The sequence below is a fragment of the Chryseobacterium sp. HNCC26DJ241 genome, from assembly GCF_057180505.1.
This window is the reverse complement of the sequence record NZ_JBXUGL010000001.1, coordinates 343,803-368,289: the sequence shown is the minus strand read 5'-3', so window position 1 is coordinate 368,289 and position 24,487 is coordinate 343,803. Positions and strand designations below refer to the sequence as shown.

Sequence of the window (24,487 nt, the reverse complement as noted above, 5' to 3'; positions counted from 1 at the left end):
TACTCTGTTAATGAAAAATAAATTATTTCCTCTTATTTTTGGGAGAGAAGGAGGTGCTTCAATAGAAAAATTAAACCATTTCAAAAAGATTGATTGTATTGAATCATTGCTTGAACTTCAGAATAATGTTGATTATATTAAAAATGAATTAATAGATATACTATTTAATCTTATTGGTAATGAGGGTGATGAGCAGAAAAAAAAACAATTCATAAATTTCAAAAGAGATTTTTTTAATGATCGAAATATAGAAAAGTACGATTATCTAATAAAAAGTAATGATTGTTTAAAAAGTAGATTCTCTGAATATTTTTACAAAAAAAACACACTCGATTTAGCATATGAAAAGTATATTATAGAATTTGATTCGGCTTTAAAAGTATCCATAGCTGAATTAAAGGAGATGACTAATTCTTTTTTCCTAAAAAATGGGATTTTATTTTCATCCACAGTATTATATGATGAAATTCAAAAAAAAACCAGTTCTTTTGTTATATCTAACAAAAAGGATAAACGCTTAATAATATCCACGCTAAAATATCTAACACGAAGCATTACAAAAACAACCCCATTCAGCACTTTCAATACAATCTTCTGTCTGGAGATGAATAGCAAAAACTTTGCACCTATTAAAGAAAACATTAAGAGATCGAATTTTCAGGTTACTAATGTATTTTATTATTATTTGAAAGAAATTCTGATAAAAGATTTACATTTTAAAAATGAATTAGAAATACGGTGTAATAATACAATATGGCAAGAAAATGAATCACCTGAAGAATTTCATTTTTTTCAAAATAGTAATAACAATGAAGCATTAAAAAAAATAAATATTTCTCCAATCTTGTGTTTTATACAGGAACAATTAAAACTAAAAAATGTTAAATATTGTTCTTTGGTAGCAAAATTAGAAACTATTACAAATGAAAATAAGACTAATATAGAACATTTCATTGATGAACTTTTAAAAGAAGGATTTCTCAAAATTGTATATCCTTCGTCATGTAGTAACAAAGATTGGATAATAGACTTAATCAATTTTATAAATATTAATAATTTAGAGGATAGATTTCCTGATGTAATAGATCTACTTAATTCTATTTTAGAAACCATAGAAATTTTAGAAAAGACTCGTAATGATACTGATATCCGGTATCGAATTGTTTTAAAGTCTTATAAAAAGATTGAAGAATTCTTTATTTCAAAAAAATACAATTTGGATTTTTTTAAAAAAGTACAGTTACAAGATCTTTTTTATGAGGACACGATTGTTACAAATAATGATAGCATTTCTGTAGTTAAAATAGCGGATTTATCTTCAGAATTAAAGAAAGCGTATCATACTCTTAATAGTTTTTCTTTAAAAGAAGCAAAAAAAGAATGGCTAAATAAAAGTTTAAAAAGAGAAAGTAAAATTTCCGTTTTAGAATTTTATAAAAAGATATACCTGAAAAATATTGATGACTTTACTATAAATGATATTGAAATGTTTGACTTTAATAATTTTTTAAGTCATATTGAAAACTTAGATAACTATGTAAATTCAATAAATATTTCTAACTATTTTGAAAATAATAAAGAAAAGAAAACAGTCTCTTTTGGAGCTTATATACAAACAGATAATGTAAATTTTGACAATATAGTATTAAACACTTTTTCAAATGGGTATGGAGCTAACATTTCTAGGTTTTTAAATTTTTTACCAGATAATTATAGTACCACTGTTAAAAAATATCTTGAAGATTTGATTCCTGAAAATTTAATCATTGAAATAAAAGATGCTTCTATTCATAATGTTAATACTTTTCCACAGCTTTCTGATGGTTTAATTGATTTATGTGATGATAATACAGTAAATAAGACATTTAGTCTCATACCTTTAACAGATATATTTATCTATTTTGATAAACTTGGAAACATTTCTTTAATTGATAAGAAAGGTACACCAGTTAATATTATAAATTTTTCATTAGAAGGATTAAACAGACGATCTAAATTTATGCAATTTATTGATCTTTTCAATGAAGTTGATAACTATGGGTACATATCTGTATTGGATAGAATTAATTTTTATTTTAAAGAATTTAAACTTGCTAATAGTGATTTTTGTTATGTTCCTAGATTGAAATTTGGGAATAAACTAATAATTCAACGTAAAAAATGGTTTATAAAAAAGGATTTTTTAAAAAACATATTAGATGAAAAAAACAAATCCTTACAAGAAATGTTTCTTCAGATAAATAATTTCATTAAAAAAAATCTGATTCCAAATGAAGTTTATCTTAAAATTGCAGAAAGGTCTCCAAGTGCTGGTAACTCTCAAAATGATAATTATAAGCCACAATACATAGATTTTAGATCTCCTATTTTTATATTGTTATTGTCAAACTTAATTGATAAAGCAGATGATATAATTGAGATAACAGAGATGTTTCCTACATTGTCTGATGTTATCCATCATGGAGGAAAAGTAAAAGAATATATTTTAAATTGTTATTAAGATAATCATGCAAACTGAATCAAACTGGATATCAGCATATATTTTCCATAATATTTCATTTGAGAAAGTTTTAATCGAATTGATAAAACCTTTAATGGAAAAATTAGAAAAAAAAGATTACATATCAACCTTTTTTTTTATTAGGTATTGGGAAGATGGTCCACATGTAAGATTGCGTTTATTACCAAAAAATCACAGTAATAAAGTTTATATCATGTCATTATTGAATACTACAACCAGACTATTTTTTGATAAATGTAATTCGGACTCATCATTTCGTGTAGAATTTATAGATTATGTTCGAGAAATAGAACGTTATGGAGGAGATGTTAATATTACTAAAGCTGAAAAAATATTTGAAATATCTTCTAAAACAATTTTGGATATAATTGATGATAATTATAATAATTGGGATTATAGTTTGGCTATATCTCATGCCATTCAAATCCATTTAGTTCTTGCAAAATTATTATTTAAAAATGATTTGAACACTATGATTAGCTTTTTCCAAAAAGTGTATTCAAACTGGTTTTATTATTCTATTAAGATAGATGAGACAGAAGGAAATATAGATGATGAAGTCAAAAAAATAAGTCAGGCTTTTGAAGAATCATATAGTAAACAAAGTACAGTAATTAATAATATTATTAAGCATTTACTACAGGAAAAGATAGAAATTTCAGTTAGTACTAAATGGTTTTTAGAAAGCAATTTGATTAATAACAACCATTATAGTTTTAAAAACTGTGATGATTTAACATTATTTGCTATTTATGATAGTCTTATACATATGACAAATAACAGATTAGGCATTTATCTAAGAGATGAATCTTTTATTGCATTTCTGATTTTCAATGGTTTGATTAATTATAAAAATTCACTTTCATGAAGGGTAAAAATAAATTTTGGTATTCATTTTTTTGGTTATTATTTTGTTCAATAGTTTCTGCACAAAGGACATTAACTTTTGAAGATTGTATAAATATTGCTGTAGAAAATAACCTTACTTTAAAGAACTCTAGAATTTCTGAGCAAATTGCGAATTATCAATTAAATAATTCCAAGACAAAGCTATTGCCATCTATTGATGCATCAGTAAGTAACAACTATTCTTGGGGAAGGGGTGTAGATCCAAATACTAACTCATATATTAATCAACAATTTAAATCATATAATGGAAATATTAGCTCAAGTTTGATATTATTCAACGGATTTTCAAATATTACAGGTATTAAAATAGCAAAACAAGAATTAGAACTTAATAAAACTATTACACAAAAAATAAAGAATGAGATTACAATTGATATAGCCTCTAAGTTTATCAATGCACTTTTCCTTCAGGAAATAATAAAATCAAATGAGGACCAAATAAAATCTTCAACAAGACAATTGGAACTTATTCATATAAAATTTGAGCAAGGATATGTTCTAGAAAGTGAAGTTTTTAAAATGAAATCTCAGAAAGCATCAGAAGAACTTACATTGATAAACAATAAAAATCTACTATCAATGAATCTCTTAGATATCAAACAGTTTTTGAATCTACCTTTAGAGGAAGAAATTCTATTGATTTCACCACAAGAAAAACTATTTTCAAAAATAGATATTCAATCAAGTAATATTGTCATGGTAGAACATGCAGCATCCTCAAATCCGGCATATTTGATTATGAAGATTAACGAACAAAAAGCAAAACTCAATATTGCCTATACAAAATCTTCAAGATATCCAACAGTTGCTAGTAACTTTAATCTTGGTTCTACTTATTCAAATAGTAACCCTTTTCAGAACTTTAGTGATCAGGTTAATAATAATCTTTCTTATGGTTTATCTTTTTCAATTTTGATACCAATATTTTCACAATTAAATAATCATTATAAAATAAAAGAAAGTAAACTATTTTATGAAAAATCAAAAAACGAAACACAAATAGAGAAAAACAGATTATCAAAAGTAATTATACAAGCAATTAATGATGCTAATGCATCTTTTACAAAATATGAATCTTCATTATTATCTTATGAGTTTTCACAAAAAAGTTATGAAGCGGACTTATTAAAATTTGAATTGGGTAAAATATCTGTAAATGACTTATTGATTACAAAGAATAATTTTGTAAATGCACTGTCTCAATTAATTCAGTCAAAATATGAGCTTCTTTATAATCAATCTGTTATAAATTTTTATATGAATAATGTTTTTAGATTAGAATAACTTTCTTTCTGCTTCATCTCCATCTCACAAACAGATGTTGAGATAAAAAAACCTGCTAAAAAGTTAATCCTTTATTACAGCATGTATTTTGGAATACGAGTTACTTGCCATCAGACAATAATACGCATATTGTCATGTCATAATAAAATAGTCTTAGAACTGTAGAGGATTAGGAATTTCAACTGATTTACACCCTTAAACTATAAAAGAAGATTTAATAACAGAAGCTTTTCATTACATAAAATTAAATCAGAAGTTTAATTTAAAATTTTCATAATTTTTTGTTGTAGATTAAGAAAGATCTCTATATCTTTGCACCAGAAATTTTCGCCTAAAGAAATATTTAGATAATATTTATAAAGGTGTTTGATAAGAAAAATATAAAATCAGATGTTTCGAGCCCAGTCGGGTAGTATAAATTTAGCTAACATTCTGATTTATAAAGATAATTGGTTCGAGATTATGTCAGTCCGGATCGCATGAATGTAAAAGTCGCCAATTTGGTGACTTTTTTTATTTGTATTCCATAATAAACAAACTTTAATCATGCTTCAATTATAATATATTCATAAAAAAATACCTTTTTTATGGTATTTTTTTGTAGTAGGATAAAAAATAAATTTGCTAAACATAATATTGTGCGTTTTTCTATCCAATTATTAATACTATGATATCTAAATTATTTCCCCATAATATTTTTGCTTATTGGATTTTTCGCTTTAAACATAATAGAACAAAAAAGTCAAAAAATGTGCAAGAAGTATCTATTTTATTTATTAAGTGAATAGATTTTATTATATTCGACAAATTTTACTAAAATTTAAAAATAACAAGAAGCATGATTAAAAAAATTACCTTTTTTATTGCTGTTGTATCTGCATGTAGTTTGTTTTCTCAAACATATACAAACGGAAATTTTACAACAGGAAATATTTCCCATAGTGGTTCAACAGCACCTAATAATTTAGTATGGTCGGAATGCTCAAATGACACTGGAAGTACTTTAGAAACAAATGGAACCGCAGGATTCGCTTGTTTTAAAAATCCATTAGAGAGCTATTATTTAGCAGATGATTTTACTGTTCCGGTAGGACAATCTTGGAATATTAGTCAATTGAGTGTTTTTGCATATTCCAATTCTGCTGATGTAGTTCCTTCTATTATGAAAGTGGCAATTTATAATGTAGAAGATCCTTATGCAACTCCGATTTTTGGAGATTTTACTACCAATCGTTTTTCTAGTGTATCTAATCCTATTGCTTACAGGATATTTAATTCTTCTATTCCCGCGTCTAATAATTCCGCTGTAAATTTGAATAAACCTGTTCTAAAAGTTACCGCAAATATCGGTACTACTTTACCAGCAGGTCATTATTGGGTATTTTGGCAATTACAAGCACAAGATACGTTCAATCATTTATTGAATGACTATCTAAATTTATATTGTCCACCTATTACCATTTCTGGAGTGAGAACAATGCAAGGTTGGAATGCAAAACAATTTTTAGAGCCAATTGGTTCTGTAAGAAATGCTTTAGATGGAGGGTATCCTAATTCTGTGGCAGATGTAGCACAAGATTTTCCTTTTCAGCTTGTTTATTCCACTTTAGGAACTGATGAAGTGAAAAATTTTGATAATAGTTTTAGAGTCTTTCCTAATCCTGCAGATGAAATACTTAATGTTTTATGGCCATTTTCTTCAAAAATTAACGAAGCTACAATTACCGATGTTTCTGGAAAAATGATTAAAAAGGTTTTCACAAATTCTAAATCTATTGATGTATCTAATTTAAAAACAGGTGTTTATTTTTTAACTATAAAAGATGATACCCAAACCAAATCAATACAATTCATTAAAAAATAATAATCTATCAAATTTAATATATGAAAATTTCTAAAATATATTTTCTTGCAATAGCAACTGTTATAAGCTGCACTCACTTCAATGCACAAACACAACAAGAATATGCGGCAAATTTGATAGGTGCTTGTTATCAACAAGCTAAAACATGGGAAGCAAGTTCATTTTCTTGGATTGGTCTTACCAGCATAACTTCTGATGAAGCCGATAAAGGAAGTGCATTAGGAGATGCAGGTGCAGACAAAAACTTACTTGATAATCTTTCTTTCAATGCCAGTATGCTTTCGCTTTATGAGGTTTGGAATGGACAATATCAAGGAGTTTATAATTGTAATCGTGCTTTATACTACCTTTCACAAATGAATCCAAACTCTACTGAGGGGAATATCTTGAATGGTGAAGCCTATTTTTTACGCGCCTACTATTATTTTAATTTGGTTCGTTTATTTGGGGATGTTCCTATTCCTTATTTTTCTCCTGATGATACTTATGATTCGAAAGTTTCTAAATATATAAGAAAACCAAAATCACAAGTTTATGCACAAATAGAAAGCGACCTTACACAAGCAATTTCTCTATTACCAACCAAAGATGCTTACGGAACATCTTATAAATGGAGAGCTTCTAAAGGTTCAGCTTTAGCTCTCATGGCAAAAGTAAAGCTGTATCAAGGTCAATGGGCGAGCGTTATTGATTATGCTAATCAAATTACGGGCTATGCTTTGGCTTCAAATTATCAGGATAATTTTAAACCAAGCGGTGAAAATAATATTGAGTCCCTTTTTGAAATTCAAGGAACTTATGATTCTAATAACTATTATAATGGAGTTGCAGGTTATAGTGTTGTACAAGGAGGTAGAGGTTCCGGTGGTTGGGGTTGGGGTTTTAATTCTCCTTCTGCTACGTTACAAAATGCTTATGAAAACGGAGACACAAGAAAAAATGCTACTGTTATAACTTTAGGAACTACACTTTGGGATCAAAGATATGTACCAACTAGCCTTGAAAACCCTAGATATAATTATAAAGCGTACCCAGGTTCACATGCTGATGCTTGGGAAACTGATGTAAATATTAAAGTACTTCGTTATTCAGAAGTTTTATTAATGAAAGCCGAAGCTTTAAATGAAACACAGCAGCAAGTTCCTGCATTAGCGTTAGTTAATCAAGTAAGAAACAGAGCGGGACTTACGTCTCTTTCAGTTTCTGGTTACACAACTGTAAGAGATGCTATTAGAAAGGAGCGAAAACTAGAATTGGCTATGGAACACGATAGATGGTTTGATATTATTCGTACAGGTCAAGCTGCTTCTGTAATGGCAGCCGATGGGAAAACGTTCCAAAGTCATTATAATGTTTTTCCAATCCCACAACAGATAATAACAGAAAGTGGCGGTTTAACAACACAAAATCCTGGATATTAAAAAGGAAAGTCTTTGTTATAAATCTTTTAAAAATAAATTATTTACCATCAGTGTGTACGGATTTTAGTTTACACTGATGGTAATAATTAGGTATTATAGAATTGTAATTTTATACAAAATTTTAGTTACTTTATAAATCCCGAGAATGGATTTTCATCTTTGCTTTAGATATGATTAAAGTATTTTGAAAATACCCTTGAAAAGCATAAATGGTAAAGAATTAAAATTCAGCTATAAAATTCTGTAAATTAATAGAATATCTTCGTTTTCAATTCTGAAAATTTCTTTTCTTCTAAACAAAGTTGTTTTTATAATTTGTACATAATTCAACTTTGAATTTCTTCATTATATTCCAATTTCTATAAATCATTTTGAGGATTCCGACTAAAAATATGGTGTTTTTACTGTTCTAAAAAAGGTGTTTTTCATGCACTTTAAATAAAATTTAAAATGCAACTTTGATAGCAGAAACTAATTACCATGAAAGTTACGGAGTTCCTTTCGAAACTTGTTATTGCAGTAAATGCTGAGATAACAGGAACGCCTGTTGTTGAACTGGCAAACATCGCTACACTTAATGATGGGGATGAATTTCTGTCTTCCAAATCTTCCATTATTTTATCAATCGTAAACATTGAAGAAGATAAAATACTCAAAAATCAAACCCTTTACAAAAATTATGTATCTCCGAGCGATACCATAGAAAAATATAAAAATCCTACTCAAAATTTAATTTTATCACTCTTATTTGCCTCTTATAATATCGATCAGTCCAAATATTCAGAAGGAATAGATAAACTGGAAGTTGTGATCCGATATTTTCAAAACAAACGTGTTTTTTACTGGCAGGCTCCAAATTTATTAGAAAATGTTCCTGGTAGTGGTTCTTACGATAAACTTATATTTGACATGGTAAGTTTAAAAATAGATCAACTCAACCAGATGTGGTCTTATTTGGGAGCCAAATATATGCCTTCGGTATTATACCAAGTACAAATGATTCCTATTCAGGTAGAAGAAACCGCTCCGGATGAAATCATCAAAAAAGCTACGATACAACTTTGGGAAAACAATCCTAACGATTCTACAGGGCATCTTGAATCAGGTACCTTCACAAAAGATGCTAATAACCAAATTATAACAACTAATTAAAATTAATTATCATGAATATTAGTGCAATCAAAACTCCGGGAGTGTACGTCAATGAAATTGATGCGTTTCCTCCCTCCATTGCTCAGGTAGCTACTGCAATTCCTGCATTTGTAGGATACACACAAAAAGCAGTTTCTCAGAATGTTCCCACCAGAATTTCTTCATTATTAGAATATGAACAGATTTTTGGAGGAGCTCCGTCTCCTGCAAGTATTACAGTAGATCTGGACAGTAATTTATTACCTACTGATGACAGTGCCGTTACGGAAAGTAAATTCAAGCTCTACAACAGCATGCGGTTATTTTATGCCAATGGTGGTGGAGAATGCTATATCGTTTCCATTGGGCTTTACACAGATAATCCGGCATTTGATGCGGCAACAAAAACTAAATTTACAGATGGTATTACTACATTGGAAAAATATGATGAGCCTACTCTCATACTATTCCCGGATGCCATTAATTTATCCGCAGCCAACTTAGGAGCTGTACAGGTTCATTCATTAATGCAATGCAATAACCTTATGGACAGATTCACTATTATGGATGTAAAGCAAGCGGCAAACCTAGATGATGACAGTGCAGATTTCAGAGATGAAGTAGGAAACCAGAACCTTAAATACGGAGCAGCCTATTATCCATATCTTCAGGCTAATTTTCCGTATCAGTTCAGGTTTAATGATATTAATGGAACAGCTCCGGGAAAAGTGGATTTTGCTTCTATTTATGCAACTGATTTAACAATAGCTCCTTTATTAGCAGGATTTGATGTAACCTATAAAAAAGTATATCAGAATATTGCTCCTAATGATGTGAATAACGGTTTCAGTGTGAAATGGGGTGAAAAAAACAAAGACAAAATTGTCATTGCCAATGATTTCAGCAATACAAGTGATTATGTAAATAAATTGCAGAGATTCCTTGCCATTCTTGGGCAAACTACCTCTTTGGTCAATCCTTTCAAAACCTATGTTCAAGGTCTTATTGCTGTATCACTTAAGCAATATGCTCAAAAACTGGTAGATTTTAAAGCAGTTTATGACGGTTTACAAACCGTTGACGGACCGGATGTTGACACCAATCCTGATGATCTGGCAGATATTGTTCTTACTACAGATCCCAATACTGCATTTGAAGACCTCGTCTGGAGAAATGGTGCTTTCGCAGCTTCAGCTCCTAATCCATATACAGGAGCATTGGTTACAGGAGGACTTGCAGACAAAACAAAAATTCAGGCAGCTTTAGACAAGTTGCACGCTCAGATCATAGCAGCAATGAATTCTGCAATCAGTGCATTAGAAAATTATGTATCCACAGAAGAAAACAATCTGACTTCTAATATCCCGATCTATGCCGCCATAGTTTCAAAACTTTCACAATCTATGAACACCGTACCTCCGTCAGGAGCTATTGCCGGAATTTATGCTCAGACCGATGCCACAAGAGGCGTATGGAAAGCTCCGGCTAATGTAAGCGTGAATGGAATAATTGGCTTAACAGATGACATCAATGACAAAGATCAGGAAGATATGAACATCCATGAAACAGGAAAATCCATCAACGCAATCCGGAAATTTACTGGTAGAGGAAACCTTGTTTGGGGCGCAAGAACATTAGCAGGAAATAGCAATGACTGGCGATATGTAAATGTAAGACGACTCGCCAATATGATTGAAGAGTCTGTGAAAAAAGCCTGTATGCAGTTTGTTTTTGAGCCGAATGTAGCACAAACATGGGTCAATGTAAAAGGGATGATTGAAAACTATCTCACCACTCTTTGGAATGACGGCGCTTTGGCAGGAGCCAAGCCGGAACATGCATTTTTTGTTGCAGTGGGACTTAACCAGACCATGTCTGCACAAGATATTTTAGAGGGAAGAATGATCGTAAAAATAGGATATGCTCCTTCAAGACCAGCAGAATTCATCATACTTGAATTCAAACAAATGCAACAGAAATCTTAATTATTTTTTTAAACTCTAAAACTATACATCATGCCAAATACAGATTTTCCGCTACCAAAGTTTCATTTCAGTGTAGAATGGGGCGGCAGTAAAATAGCTTTTACGGAAGTATCAGGATTAAATAAAGAAATGGATGTTATTGAACATCGGGTAGGATCAAGCCCGGAATTCTTTAAAAAGAAAATGCCCGGAATGCTGAAACTCAGCAATATTACCCTGAAAAGGGGAGTATTTGCAGGAGATAATGAATTCTATGACTGGTACAATACTGTAGCTCTCAATACTGTAGAGCGAAGGAATATCACGATCTCATTGCTGGATGAAAATCACGAACCTAAGGTGGTATGGAAAGTAAAAGACTGTTTCATAGTTTCTTTAAAATGCACCGATATGAAATCCGATGCCAATGAAGCAGCTATAGATACAGTGGAAATTGCCAATCACGGATTTACAGTAGAACACGTATAAACTGAATATCATGCCTGACAGCAATCCCATTCCCGGTTTTTACTTTTCTGTGATCTTTGAGCTTTTGCCGCAATTCAGTATTGATACAAAATTTCAAAGCGTTAACGGATTAAAAGTTACCATGGAAACCGAACCTTATACCGAAGGAGGACAGAATAAATTCAAACACAATTTACCCCTTCGTTCCGGTTATCAGGATTTGGTTTTAAAAAGAGGATTAACTTCAGATATGTCCGGTTTATCCATGTGGTGCAATCAGGCATTGGAAGATTTTGTTTTCTATCCTGCCAATCTGGTCATTTCCTTATTAAATGAAAAAGGAAATCCTCTGAAAGTCTGGTATGTATCACATGCCATTCCGTTGAGCTATGAATTCAGTGACTTCAATGCCGAAGAAAATAAAATTGTCATTGAAACCATCACATTGAAATATAATTTTTTCAAAGAGTTACCTGTACCTAGTTTTTAATAATATACTACAATGGCTATTCAGATTAAAGAATTACATATCAAAGTAAAAATAGAAGAAGAGCAGGTAAATTCTGCCCGTTCACAGCCAATAGATCCTTTGAAAATACAGGAATTAAAATCGCAGCTCATTAAAGAGTGTACCAAAGAAGTATTAGAAAAACTTAAAGAAAAAAGTGAGAGATGATACAAGCAGCCTTAGGAATCATAGACAAAATGAGGATAGAAGTATATGAGAACAGTAAATATACCTCTCCTAAAAAAACAATTTTTGTCCAACTAAATCCGGAAAAGTACACCCTTAAGCATAATGTAATGTTTTGCGAGGGACAGCCGATGGGGGCCTCTTCTAATAATTTAAGTTTTAACAGAATAGAGGGAGAGGAAGTGACATTTGATTTTGTTTTTGACAGTTCTGGTGTTGTACCACCCGGGAAAATAAAAGACGGAAAAGGCGAATTATCCTTACTGGACAAAGCCGGAGACGTTTTGGATGCTTTAGCTCCTGCCATAGTTAATCCTTTTGCTGAAGTAAAATCAGTAGAGGAAGATGTGGAAGAATTTAAAAACCTCATCATGGGTTATAATGGAACTACCCATCAGACAGCTTATCTTCAGCTTCTTTGGGGAGGATACAAATTACAATGCCGGTTAAAAAGCATGGATATAGAATATATGCTTTTCAGAAAAGATGGCAGACCGATCAGAGCTAAGGTGAAATGCATTTTTAAAGGAACTGCCACTTATGAAGTAATGGCTGCACAGCAAAATAAAAGTTCTCCGGATCTCACTCATATAAGAACGCTGGGAATGAATGATAAACTGGCACTTATAGCTGAAAATATCTATGAAAACCCATCGTATTATATAGATGTAGCCCAAACCAACCGATTATTAAGTTTTAGAAAAACAGAAACCGGGCAGAATATATCATTTCCGCCTGTTAAATAAAAAGATTATGCCTGTTCAGCCATACATACCTGCAGATAATTTGTTAAACCTGGAGTTTTTAATTGACGGGGAAAGTAATGGTCTTGATGTTTTACTGAAAGAAGGACAGGTAGCTTTTGAGTTAAATAAAATACCCTTTGCAAAATTCACATTTACAGCATCAGATCCCAATGTAGATCCGGAAACAACCCTTCCCGCAGATGAACTTAAAAAAGGACAGAAAATAGAACTGAAAGTAGCCGTTGATCAAAAAAAACAAACCCTGTTCAAAGGATTCATTAAATCTATTGAAAAAAATATAAGCGGTGAATGTGTTACGGTAAAAATAGAATGCAAAGACGATGCTTATCAGCTTACCACACCTTCAGAGAATCCTGATAACAGCACTGAAACTTTCAGAACCAAATTAGATGCATTTCTGAGTCAGGCAAAAGTTGCTAATAATCTGGATACCAAAGAAAAAGAGTGGGAAGAAGAAATGATTACCCGTAATCCTCATACCATTCCGTGGGATTATTTAGTAGGATTTTTAGACTCAATCGGAATATTGGTAGTGGTTCGGAACGGAGAATTCAGTGGTATCGATATATTGGATGCCATTCCCGAAGAAAAATATGCAGCAGAGAACGGCATTAATGTATTCAGCTTTTCAGGCAGAGAAGACGAGTCCAAAAAACTCAGCAAAGCCTCTATAGAATATTGGGATGCCTCTTCTCAGGCAATGGAAAAAATTGAAGCAGAACAGGACGCAGAAAAAAACATCAAAACGGTAACCCTTAATGAAAGCCGTCTTCTGACTTCCACGATGACAAGAATGGCAAAAACATTCCTTCAAAGAAGCAATCATGCAGTAATACAGGCTCAGCTTACCACTTTTGGAAATATAGAAGCCAAAATAGGAGATTTTCTCACCTGCAATAAAGTAAACAGAGATATAGACAAAGAAAAACTGTTGATAAGCAAGGAGCTGCATACGTTTGAAAGCGGATGCTGGAAAACAGAGTATACTTTAGGAGTAGAAATAGAACAGTCATTTGCAGAAAACAGCTCACCTGCAATACCTGCTCAACAGGCGCAGACCGGACAAACCAATTTTGTAAGCGGATTACAGATCGGGATTGTTACCCAGATAGAAGAAGATCCGGACAACGAATTCAGAATAAAAGTAAGAATACCCACGCTTTCTGAAAACGGAGAAGGAATCTGGGCTAGATTGGCAACAATATTTGCAGGAAATGAAATGGGAAGCTATTTTATCCCCGATGTAGATGATGAGGTCATTGTCGGCTGTTTAGGAAATAATCCTGATACACCTGTAATATTAGGAAGTCTGTACAGTTCACAGCACGCCATGCCGGTTCCTGTTCAGCAGGAAAATTATAAAAAAGGCTTAATAACCAAAGAAGGAACAAAAATAGAACTGGACGATGAGAAAAAATCCATTGAACTAAGCACAAAAAAAGGAAATAAACTCCTTATAAGCGATGACGAAAAAGGCTTTGTTCTGGAAGATGAAAACGGAAACAAAATTATGATGAATGCGGACGGAATTACTTTAGACAGCAGCAAAGATATTATTCTAAAGGCAGCAAAAGACTTTAGCATAAAAGGGGCAAAAGGCGAAATTTCTGCCGATGCCACTTTAGATATAAAAGGTTCAATCATAAAACTCAATTAATATGCCCGCAGCAGCAAGAACAGGTGACATGCATGTATGTCCAATGACCACAGGAACAGTACCTCATGTAGGAGGTCCGTTACTGTCCGGAGGAAATTCCACTGTATTGATAGGCGGAATGCCCGCATCAGTAGTAGGAGACAGCTGTGTCTGCACAGGACCTCCCGATACCATTGTAAAAGGCTCATCCACAGTACTGATAGGCGGAATGCCCGCCGCAAGGATGGGAGATTCCACAGCACACGGAGGAAGTATTGTAGCAGGATGCCCCACAGTAATTATCGGAGGATAATAAAAAGTTATACCATTCAATCTTTGGATTTACCTTGAGCCACGAAGTGGCGAAATAACAAAGGATAGGATGAAATCCTATTATAAAAGATATTTTCAAAGTTTATACGATATAACCAATATTTTTAAACCATTAAAAATTATTTAGAAATACGCTAAATTTTTAACACATAAGTCGTCTATCAGCATTGAGAATAAAAGAAAACATAAGAACACATAAGAAGAAAAATCAAAGATTTTTTAAACTCATGTGATCTTTTTCAAAATAATATATTAAATCTCATGTGACTCATGTGTTTGAAATAAATTTTAATGGTTCAAAAAATAAATGTAAACAGGTTTAAAATAAGATACCATGAAAACAGATGACTTTTTAGGAACAGGATGGAGTTTTCCTCCGACATTTAATCCCATTATAAGAACAGTGGAGACCGTTTCGGATGAAGTAGATATACATCAAAGCCTGCAGATACTCCTAAATACTCAACTGACAGAAAGAGTAATGCGATCAGATTTTGGTTGTGACCTTTCTCCGTTGATGTTTGAAAATATTACCGTGACCCTGCTTACAAAAATCAAAGGTATTATTGAACACTCTATTTTAAAGTATGAACCCAGAATTGACCTGAACAACATTTATTTCGCTTCAGAAAACAATGAAACACAAGGTATTGTCAGGATTGAAGTTGAATACACCATTCGGGCAACCAATTCAAGGCACAACTATGTATTTCCTTATTATTTAGAAGAAGGAACTTATATAAAATCGTAGCATCATGGAAAATTGTTCTTCAAAAATATCAATTCACCAAGGCATGGGAACTACCCAGAGCAACAGGTTTTTACCTGCCCTTGAAACCAATTATTTTTTATTGGACGAGAGGACTGAGGTAGATCACATTGTTTTGGCTCAAAAAATGTCGGATTATCTTAGATATTTTAATGAATTTAATTTAGAACAAGGTAACTGGTCTTTATTTTTTGCTTGGGAATCTACGGCTGTTTTAGCGAAAATTTTCACATGGAATATTCAGGAATATGAGAAAAGATATGAAAATGGCAGAAAACTGATTCCGCTGATCAGTGACAATGAAGGACAAAAAGAAATACTAAAAAAAATTTTTGAAGATCTTCAAAAGGATTTTACTAAGCTGACTGAAAAAGTAACCACATTAGATGATTCAATAAAAGTAAAAGAATTTTTAACAGGTTCTCAGATCACCATTGAAAATCAGTTAAATGCCCTTCTCACAAAAATAAATAATGAAAACTCGATCATTACCTTAATAAGCAGTTATCAGTTTAACAAAAGCGTTCAGCAGCTTTTCGGGTTGCTTTTACATTGGAGAAATACCACCGAAGAAACACTAAAACAGCAATTAGAAAATTATCCCGCACATTCACCACATTATGCATTGTTTTTGGCTTTTCTAAAATTATTGGGTATTGCAAAAAACCACCTGAATGAATTTACCAAAAGACATCTGGACTTTTACTATAAAGAAATTTTACAATTGCTTCCTGAAAAAGCAAAACCGGACTATGTACATTTACTCATAGAACCTTTTGCTCAGGCAGGCACTTTTTTACTACCGAAAAATACCGTTTTCCCGGCAAAGAAAAACTCATTGGGAAAAAATAAATTCTATGCTTCCACATCAAATCAGGCAGTTAATTCCATAAAAATAAAATCCTTTTTAAGCCATCATACAGATACTGCATGGAGAAAAACAGATCTATTTCCTCTTAACGGAACCAATACTCCTTTCTCTGCCTTTTCCGCTTCGGCAGAAAATACAAAAACAGGACTGCTTTTAGCCAGTCCGCTATTCTATCTGAGAGGCGGAACAAGAACCATCACACTTAAATTCGATACCCAAAATCTAAGCCCCGATTTATTTGAATTCTGGATCACCGGAGAAAAAAAATGGATCGAGATCAGTCTGAAAGAACTCACTCAGGATAAAAGTATTCAGCTTACCATTCCTGCTACGGAGAAAGCCGTTGTACCTTTTGATCAAAAAATTCATGACGGAGATATTATTAATACAACACATCCCATCCTTAAAATAATTCCTAAAAACAATAAATTACCTATAAAATGCAGCAGTTTGGCGGTAAAAATAAATGTTGTGGGATTGAAAAACTTCATCGTTGCTACAGATACGGGAATTGTGGATATCAATAAACCGTTTAAACCTTTCGGAGACTTTCCAAAAAACGGAAATGGCTTTACCATAGGCTGTAACGAGTTTTTCCTCAAAAAAGGAGCAGTTGCCACATTTTCAATCGATACCAATGTCTCTGCATCCCAGAGTAATATCACTTCGCAGGTTTCAACTTTATTAAGTGATAATTCTCAAACTTTCAATACTGTTGCAAAAGTACAGTCATTTGAAGCAGAAAATATAGCAACATCTTTCGATAATATTGCTTCTCAGGAATTTATCTCAGTATTGAATACTACATTAACCGTTGTAGATGATTCTTTGTTATATGAAATGAAAGACGGACAGTTTGTTAAAGATTCTGATCATTTTAATTCTGTTTATACTAACAATTACCCTGTAAAAGAATATCTGGAAGATGCAATACCCGATAAAAAAAGCATTTCAGGATATATAAGGATTCAGTTGAATGATCCGGCCTATGAAAAAGAAAAATTCTTACAGGATTATATTGCAGAAACTAAAAAACCAAGTCCGGTTTTACCTGTTGCTCCCGTTATTCAGTCGATTGTAATGAATTATTCCGTTGCAAATACCTATACTTTCAAGAATTCGGATGATACATTAAATCCGGTAGAATATTATCATTTATTACCTTTCGGATACGAAAAATTCACTCCGAAATCCTCTTTATCAGTCATTCCCTCTTTACCGGAGCAGGGAGAAATTTACATAGGACTTGAAAACGCACAGGAAGGAAACGGATTAAGCATTCTTTTTCAGTTAGCCGAAGGAACAGCCAATCCCAGAAAAGAACCGGCAAAACTCTCCTGGAAATATTTAAACAATAACGAATGGGAAACCATAGATTCCCACGATATAGGAGATGAAACTATGGGTTTGCTGCAATCAGGAATCGTACAACTGACTATCCCTGAATTTGACAATTCACAGACCACCGTACTTCCTGCATCTCTTTTCTGGATAAAAATCTCTGTAGACGGATTAGACAGGATCTGCCATTTTGTGGGCATCCATGAACAGGCTTTAAAAGCCGTTTTGTTTGATTTTGAAAATAATGGAAGCTATTTTCTTGAAGTGACACCGCAAGGAACCATTTCAAAGCTGTATCAACCACATCCGTCAGTTAAAAAAGTAAAACAGCCTTATTCCTCTTTCGGAGGTAAAAAACAGGAAGACGACAGCTTGCTGTACCAAAGAAGCAGCGAAAGACTGCGACACAAACAAAGAGCCATCACTTCATGGGATCACGAGAGAATTGTTTTACAGGAATTTCCGGAAGTATACAGAATCAAATGTTTAAACCATTACAGATATGATACAGGCAGTGTTTCCAATGTTTCCGCAGGATATGTAACCCTTATTCCCATTGCGAGATCCCTCAATTCATCAGCAGTTTGGGAGTGGAAACCTTTACTGAGCCTGAGTACATTGCAACGCATTAAAAACAGAGTGATGGAACTGTGTTCACCTCATGTACGCTTATGTGTGAAACCGCCTGTTTTAGAAAAAATACAGATTAAATGCAAAGTAAAATACAGAGAAATTCCGGGAGCAGATACACGGTTATATGCAGATATTTTAAAAGAAACCCTCAATAAATTCATCAGTCCGTGGGCGTACAACGACATTGATATTGATTTTGCAAAAAAAATAGAGCTTTCTGCACTTATTCAGTTGATCGATAATCAGAGTTTTGTAGATTATGTAGTTGATTTTCAGGTTGATCAGCTGATCCTTGATGATACGGAGAATATTGTAAAAAGAACCATATCCGATGTAAATGAGATCGTTCCTCAAACCGATTATACTTTATTTATTCCTAATGATGTACATGAAATAGAAGAACTTAAAAACAATTGCTAACCATGAATCCTACATATTACATACCATCAGAAAGAATACTGAAACCATCGCAGGATTATGAATTGTTGCGCAAAGAAGGATTAAAGTATATTGAAAAACTCGGAAACAGATTATGGACAGATTATAATGCCCACGATCCGGGAATTACGATTTTGGAAGCATTGTCTTTTATGATTACAGAGTTAGGCTACAGAACTGATTTTGACATCAAAGATTTATTGGCTAACAAAAACGGACAGATACAAAACCAATCATTTTTCACAGCCAGAAACATTCTGACCAATGCACCATTAACAGAACTGGATTACCGAAAACTTTTAATTGATATTGAAGGCGTTTCCAATGCTTGGTTTTTGGCAACAAAAAAAGAAACTGACCTTTACGGCTACAATTTGCCTCATAAAGCAGAGAAAAATATTTACATCAATGTTTTAGAAGATAAACTGAGCTTTACCTCAAAAGATAAACACAACAAGTTCTTGGAGCAATTATCCGTAAGAGGCTTGAATAAAATAAAAATAGAATTGGAAGAAGACCCCGTTCTTGGAAATCTGAACACCACAGAACTGGAATTTGCATTTTTGAAGGATGAAAAATGGGTACAGGTAAAAATCACCCCCAATTTTTCCTCATGGAATGATCCTGAAGCGCTCCTTCTGAGCAAAATGGATAAACCCAACAAAATAAAAAACAAAAAAGTAGAAATAAAAGACAATGCCGTTATCATCACAGTAGTACGGACAACCCAGGTTAATGACATCCTGAAATTCGTCATAGAACCAATTGATCCAGGTGAAATTAATGAAGTAAAAGAACATTTCAGTACCGAAAAACCTATTTGTGAGATCATTACGCTGTTAAAAAATAAAAAAATAGAATCAGATCGTATTTTCCAGACCGTTCAGCAACGATTACATCAGAACAGGAACCTTACAGAAGATTTTTTATGTGTAGAAACCATCGGAACTGTTGAGGTAAGTTTTTGTGTAGATGTAGAACTGGCTCCAGAAACCGATTCGGTGGAAGTGATGGCTCAAATCCAAATGGCGATTGAAAAAGTTTTGAATCCACCCGTACGTTTTTACACCTTATCACAATTGATAGAGCAGGGATTAAATTCTACCGAAATATTTTTAGGCCCGAAACTGGAACATGGTTTTTTAAAAGATGAAGAGCTTAAAAAAGCCCAATTGCCTAAATGCATCCATGCTTCGGATATCATTGCTGCCCTTATGGAAATTAAAGGAATAGTTTCAGTAGAAAACCTTTTAATGACCGCTTACAATTCTTTGGGAAAACCTATTGCAGGAAGTACCAACCAGAAATGGTGCTTACAATTATCTGGAGAAGAAAAACCCATTTTTTCCAGTGAAAAATCAAAAATATTATTATTCCAGAAAAATATTCCTTTCCTTTTATCTGAAAACAATCAGATGTTGGTAGAGCAGAAGGTGTTGCAGCTTAAAGCTCAGATACAGAATTATAAACTGTACTCAACTCAAGGCGATCTTCCGGTTCCGCAGGGACAATTTTACCAATTGGATGAATATTACAGCATTCAGGAAGAATTTCCCATTACTTACGGATTAGGCAAAAACCAGCTTTCCGATAAAGTTCCGGAAAAAAGAAAAGCTCAGGTAAAACAGCTCAAAGCCTATCTTCACTTCTACGATCAGGTATTGGCAGATTTTTTCAGTCAATTGTACAATGCTAAAAGTATATTTGACTTAAAACCAATTCAACAAACCTATTATCCTAATTATCTGAGCATAGATCCGAAAACAGGAGAAGATTTTTATGGAAAAGAAATATACGGCGATGATTTTCAGAATAAACTATTGTTTGGAGAAACAGAATTTGATATTTCCTTAGAAGAAACGCATACCGTTTTTTATGACAGGAGAAATCGGGTTTTAGATCATCTGATGTCACGCTTCAGCGAAAGTTTTAATGATTATGTCTTTATGATGTATCGCGTAAGTCAGGATGCAGGTGGATTGGGAGAACTATCTTTTCAGCCGCAGGATCTTATCAACGATAAAGAAGCATTCATAAAAGATTATGCAGAAACCAGCTATAAAAGAGGATTGGGAATAGATTATCTGCATGCCGAAATCGTCAATAACAAATTTGATTTTCAGGATTTCTGGAACACAGATCACAGAGGCGGATACGAAAAAAGAACAGCCAGATTATTAGGAATAAACAATATAGGACTCAGAGATATTGTAACCGAAACCGAAGTACAAGCTCAATGGACATTGCCTGTAGAAATTGATAATCAAAGTGTAGTCTATAAAATAGTACAACCAGCCATAGATCTGGAAGAAAAATGGAAATGGACGCAACAGAATCTGCTCAACCCGACTGTTTACTTCATCCATAAGCAGGGCAGTAAATTTTATATCTATTTAGGAATAAAACCAAAAAAAATAGCTACTGTAGATAAAACGTTTACAAGTAATCAGGAAGCATCAGAATATCTTTATAAACTAATGCAGGCTCTCAATGAAGCATACGAAAACTTTTACTGCCTGGAACATATTTTATTAAGACCTTTTCCTCATTTTGATAATGATGCAGAAGATCTGCTGACCGTTTGCCTGAAAGACGACTGTAAAGATGAAGCCAATAATGATCCTTACTCATTTAAAGCTACCATTGTTTTACCGGGATATCTGTCAAGATTTAAAAATATTACCTTCAGAAGATATGCAGAACAGATTTTCAGACAGGAAGCTCCGGCTCATGTACTGTTAAAAATTTGTTGGGTAAATCCCAAAGATATGGAAGAATTCCAGACAGCCTATAAAAACTGGCTGGAAAACTACAGAAGTTTCCGACTCGGATATTGCAATAAAACCCTCACTAAAAGAGATTATACCAATTTTACCAAATACCACAGAATTTTGCTTGCCAAACTTAAACAGCTCAATACCATCTATCCTGAAGGAAATTTATATGATTGTCAGCTCAGCGAAACCACTAATCCCATCATATTAGGAAGCACTTCATTAGGAACACTTTAAAAATACATTACCATGAAAGCATATATCCCATCCAAATATCCCGTTTTTGAGGCAGACCAAGTGCTCAGTCAAAAACATTTGAATCGTGCCATAAGTTATCTGGAAGAACAAGACAGGCTTACCCGAGTTGGAGGTATCGGAATCGGAATTCTTTGCGGTTTGGAAATCTCACACCCGAAAACCAACCAGATCACCATAAGTTGCGGAACTGCAATTACATCTTTGGGATATCAGATTCAGTGGGAAGAGCAGACCTTTTCTTATTATCATTCCATAGAATTATCTTCCGATTTTTTAGCACCTGCTTACATAGATGGTGAGTATTTGGAGATGATTTTATCTCATACCAAAATATATGAACCGCTAAAAAATTCTATAGAATTGCTCCCGACCAACACTTTGGAACCGGATAGAATTGCTATTCCCGATCAGTTTTTCGAGAATAAAATCGTGGTTCTTTTATTAGAGGCATCTTTAATAGATGAGAAAAACTGTGTAACAACCAATTGTGATGACAAAGGCAAAAGATTAGAGTTTAAAATAAGACCATTGCTGGTTTCAGTAGATAAATTAAATGCTTTCTTATTTCCTGAATATCCGGAAGTTGCGTCATTGGATAAGATTTGCCTTCCAAGATACAATGTTCCGACTACTCAGTTAGTGACCGGCTCACAGGTTTTGAATGAATTTAAAAAATTGATGACGGATTCTATCATTCAGGATTTATCAGATAAGATAAGCAATGCTTACAATAATTATAAACCGATGATAAACAATCATGCTGGTCTTAATGGATTAAATAATGTGAAAACAGATTTGGAAACTGTGCTTAATGCCAATAAGAGCAGCATCAATGTTCAGTATTTATGGGATTGGATTTTCGATATATCTTTTGCATACAACGAGATTGTAGAATTTAGTACTAAAAATCCATCTTTATGTTGTGTGGACGAAACTTTATTCCCTTTTCACGTTGTTTTAGGTAGAGCCGATAGTTTAAGTACAGAATATAGAACTCCTTTTTTCTCAATGCAAAACAATTCAGGAAAAAATAATAAGAAAAAACAGGAACTTACTCTATTATTTGAAAGGCTGGTTCACATTATCAAATCATGGAAAATACAAAACAACGGCATCAAAGTAACACCTTCTTTGTATGGAGACATTCCACTTTCTAAAAAATCGATTCCGTTTTATTACGACCATATTTTAGACTTAAATAAAAAATGGAATCCTAAAAAAACTTTAAAGAATAAAAACAATGAAGTACTTTCTTACCATTCCGAAGTTGCCAATTACACTTCTTTAGAATGTGTAAAAAAACCTTTGCTGTATGATATTGAACCCTATAATTTCTTTAGAATTGAAGGACATATCGGGAAAAATTATCAAGAGGCTCTCAAAGAAATTTTAGCAATTAAAGACTATAATAATTTGCCATTTAAAGTAATTGCTCTCAATGCGGTAGATTTAGAAAATCATATTCCGAGCATCACAACATATACAGGAGATTGGGGAGATATTGAGTTGGATTATGATTTGGTAAGAAGAAATTGGGAAAATGTAATAGGCAAGTCTATAGAATGGATTGAAGATAATTATAATTCCATTTTACCCTACTTTCAGAGAAAAAGAAAAAATGAGCTGAATGATTTTATAAGACAATTAAAATTAGGCAGAAACTCTATGGTGGAGTCTTTCTCTGAATTTTTAAAAATCTATTCTAAATTTATTATAATCTATGAAAAAATTGAACTTATTGCTGATTTTTATCGTAAGGATATTTTTAATGGATTAGCCAATGATGATAATAAAATCTTTGCAGAAGACCTTATCGATCATTTAGATGAAGTGATAATGGTTTGCCAGAAAGGTGAGTTTAGAGCATTGTATCAAGCAGCTATACTAAAATGGAAAGAAATCAGCCAAAATCTTACTGTGAAAAAATTCTTTGAAACCCATTCAGGAATCGAACATAAAGCAGGGGTATGCAAAGGAGGAACTTTTATCCTTATCTACGAGAGCGTAAGAAAAAATATAAAAATAAATACTGGGGTAATAAATGCGAACCCGGTACTTGGAATAGTACCAGAAACAGCAAAACCATTAGTTGTGTCTACAGTGCAAAAAACAAGTCCGGATTGTAGCGATAAGCTAATCAAATTGAAAGCAGATTTTGAAAAATTTTCATACAATGTTTTACCTTATGAGTATAGACTTTCCTTTATGCAATATGTGGATCAATACATGTTTTATGATAATAGCATTAGGGAAACTGTGGTTCAGAATACGGTAATTGCCGATTTTTATCTGCCTTACATTTGTTGTGGAGAAGGAGATACTATCAACTTTATACTTGAAAAAGAAAAAATCGGTGATTTTTATTATCCTGATTTCGATGAAAAAGATTTTTTTACTCAAAAATAATAACC

Annotated in this window: 17 protein-coding genes; all 17 read left to right on the top strand. The window is 32.8% G+C overall.

Going from position 1 to position 24,487, the window contains the following annotated elements; all coding sequences use genetic code 11:
* Nucleotides 1–10: 10 nt before the first annotated feature.
* Nucleotides 11–2,500, top strand: a complete 2,490-nt coding sequence (locus tag AC2A1C_RS01610; protein ID WP_484022822.1) for a lantibiotic dehydratase — start codon at nt 11–13, stop codon at nt 2,498–2,500.
* Nucleotides 2,501–2,507: 7 nt separating this feature from the next.
* Nucleotides 2,508–3,389, top strand: coding sequence for a thiopeptide-type bacteriocin biosynthesis protein (locus tag AC2A1C_RS01605; protein ID WP_484022820.1), 882 nt, complete (start codon nt 2,508–2,510; stop codon nt 3,387–3,389).
* On the top strand, nt 3,386–4,714 hold the full coding sequence (locus tag AC2A1C_RS01600; RefSeq protein ID WP_484022818.1) for a TolC family protein: 1,329 nt from the start codon (nt 3,386–3,388) through the stop codon (nt 4,712–4,714). Before AC2A1C_RS01605 ends, AC2A1C_RS01600 begins: the two co-directional genes overlap by 4 nt.
* A gap of 838 nt (nt 4,715–5,552) precedes the next feature.
* The gene (locus tag AC2A1C_RS01595) at nt 5,553–6,578 is read left to right on the top strand and encodes a T9SS type A sorting domain-containing protein (RefSeq protein ID WP_484022816.1); all 1,026 of its coding nucleotides are present in this window, start codon (nt 5,553–5,555) and stop codon (nt 6,576–6,578) included.
* A 20-nt stretch (nt 6,579–6,598) separates the two neighbouring features.
* Nucleotides 6,599–7,999, top strand: coding sequence for a RagB/SusD family nutrient uptake outer membrane protein (locus AC2A1C_RS01590; RefSeq protein ID WP_484022814.1), 1,401 nt, complete (start codon nt 6,599–6,601; stop codon nt 7,997–7,999).
* A 480-nt stretch (nt 8,000–8,479) separates the two neighbouring features.
* Entirely contained in the window at nt 8,480–9,151 is a 672-nt protein-coding gene (locus tag AC2A1C_RS01585) for a Pvc16 family protein (protein ID WP_484022812.1), read from the top strand.
* A gap of 11 nt (nt 9,152–9,162) precedes the next feature.
* Nucleotides 9,163–11,115 carry a phage tail sheath family protein gene (locus AC2A1C_RS01580; protein ID WP_484022810.1) on the top strand — a complete coding sequence of 651 codons (1,953 nt, stop codon included), beginning with the start codon at nt 9,163–9,165 and terminating at the stop codon, nt 11,113–11,115.
* 30 nt (nt 11,116–11,145) lie between these two features.
* The gene (locus AC2A1C_RS01575) at nt 11,146–11,583 is read left to right on the top strand and encodes a phage tail protein (protein ID WP_484022808.1); all 438 of its coding nucleotides are present in this window, start codon (nt 11,146–11,148) and stop codon (nt 11,581–11,583) included.
* A 10-nt stretch (nt 11,584–11,593) separates the two neighbouring features.
* On the top strand, nt 11,594–12,052 hold the full coding sequence (locus AC2A1C_RS01570) for a phage tail protein (RefSeq protein ID WP_484022806.1): 459 nt from the start codon (nt 11,594–11,596) through the stop codon (nt 12,050–12,052).
* 12 nt (nt 12,053–12,064) lie between these two features.
* Nucleotides 12,065–12,238, top strand: coding sequence for a DUF5908 family protein (locus AC2A1C_RS01565; RefSeq protein WP_484022805.1), 174 nt, complete (start codon nt 12,065–12,067; stop codon nt 12,236–12,238).
* Nucleotides 12,235–13,002, top strand: coding sequence for a CIS tube protein (locus AC2A1C_RS01560; protein ID WP_484022803.1), 768 nt, complete (start codon nt 12,235–12,237; stop codon nt 13,000–13,002). The genes AC2A1C_RS01565 and AC2A1C_RS01560 overlap by 4 nt, the downstream gene beginning before the upstream one ends.
* A 7-nt stretch (nt 13,003–13,009) precedes the next feature.
* Nucleotides 13,010–14,680 carry a phage baseplate assembly protein V gene (locus AC2A1C_RS01555; RefSeq protein ID WP_484022801.1) on the top strand — a complete coding sequence of 557 codons (1,671 nt, stop codon included), beginning with the start codon at nt 13,010–13,012 and terminating at the stop codon, nt 14,678–14,680.
* Between the two features lies 1 nt (nt 14,681).
* The gene (locus tag AC2A1C_RS01550; RefSeq protein WP_484022799.1) at nt 14,682–14,972 is read left to right on the top strand and encodes a PAAR domain-containing protein; all 291 of its coding nucleotides are present in this window, start codon (nt 14,682–14,684) and stop codon (nt 14,970–14,972) included.
* A gap of 354 nt (nt 14,973–15,326) precedes the next feature.
* Complete coding sequence (locus AC2A1C_RS01545; protein ID WP_484022797.1) at nt 15,327–15,743, top strand: GPW/gp25 family protein; 417 nt, start codon at nt 15,327–15,329, stop codon at nt 15,741–15,743.
* A 43-nt stretch (nt 15,744–15,786) separates the two neighbouring features.
* Entirely contained in the window at nt 15,787–19,026 is a 3,240-nt protein-coding gene (locus tag AC2A1C_RS01540) for a hypothetical protein (RefSeq protein ID WP_484022795.1), read from the top strand.
* 2 nt (nt 19,027–19,028) lie between these two features.
* Nucleotides 19,029–22,055 (top strand): hypothetical protein, encoded by a 3,027-nt coding sequence (locus tag AC2A1C_RS01535; protein ID WP_484022793.1) that lies wholly within the window; start codon nt 19,029–19,031, stop codon nt 22,053–22,055.
* A 12-nt stretch (nt 22,056–22,067) separates the two neighbouring features.
* Nucleotides 22,068–24,482 (top strand): hypothetical protein, encoded by a 2,415-nt coding sequence (locus tag AC2A1C_RS01530; RefSeq protein ID WP_484022791.1) that lies wholly within the window; start codon nt 22,068–22,070, stop codon nt 24,480–24,482.
* Nucleotides 24,483–24,487: the final 5 nt, after the last annotated feature.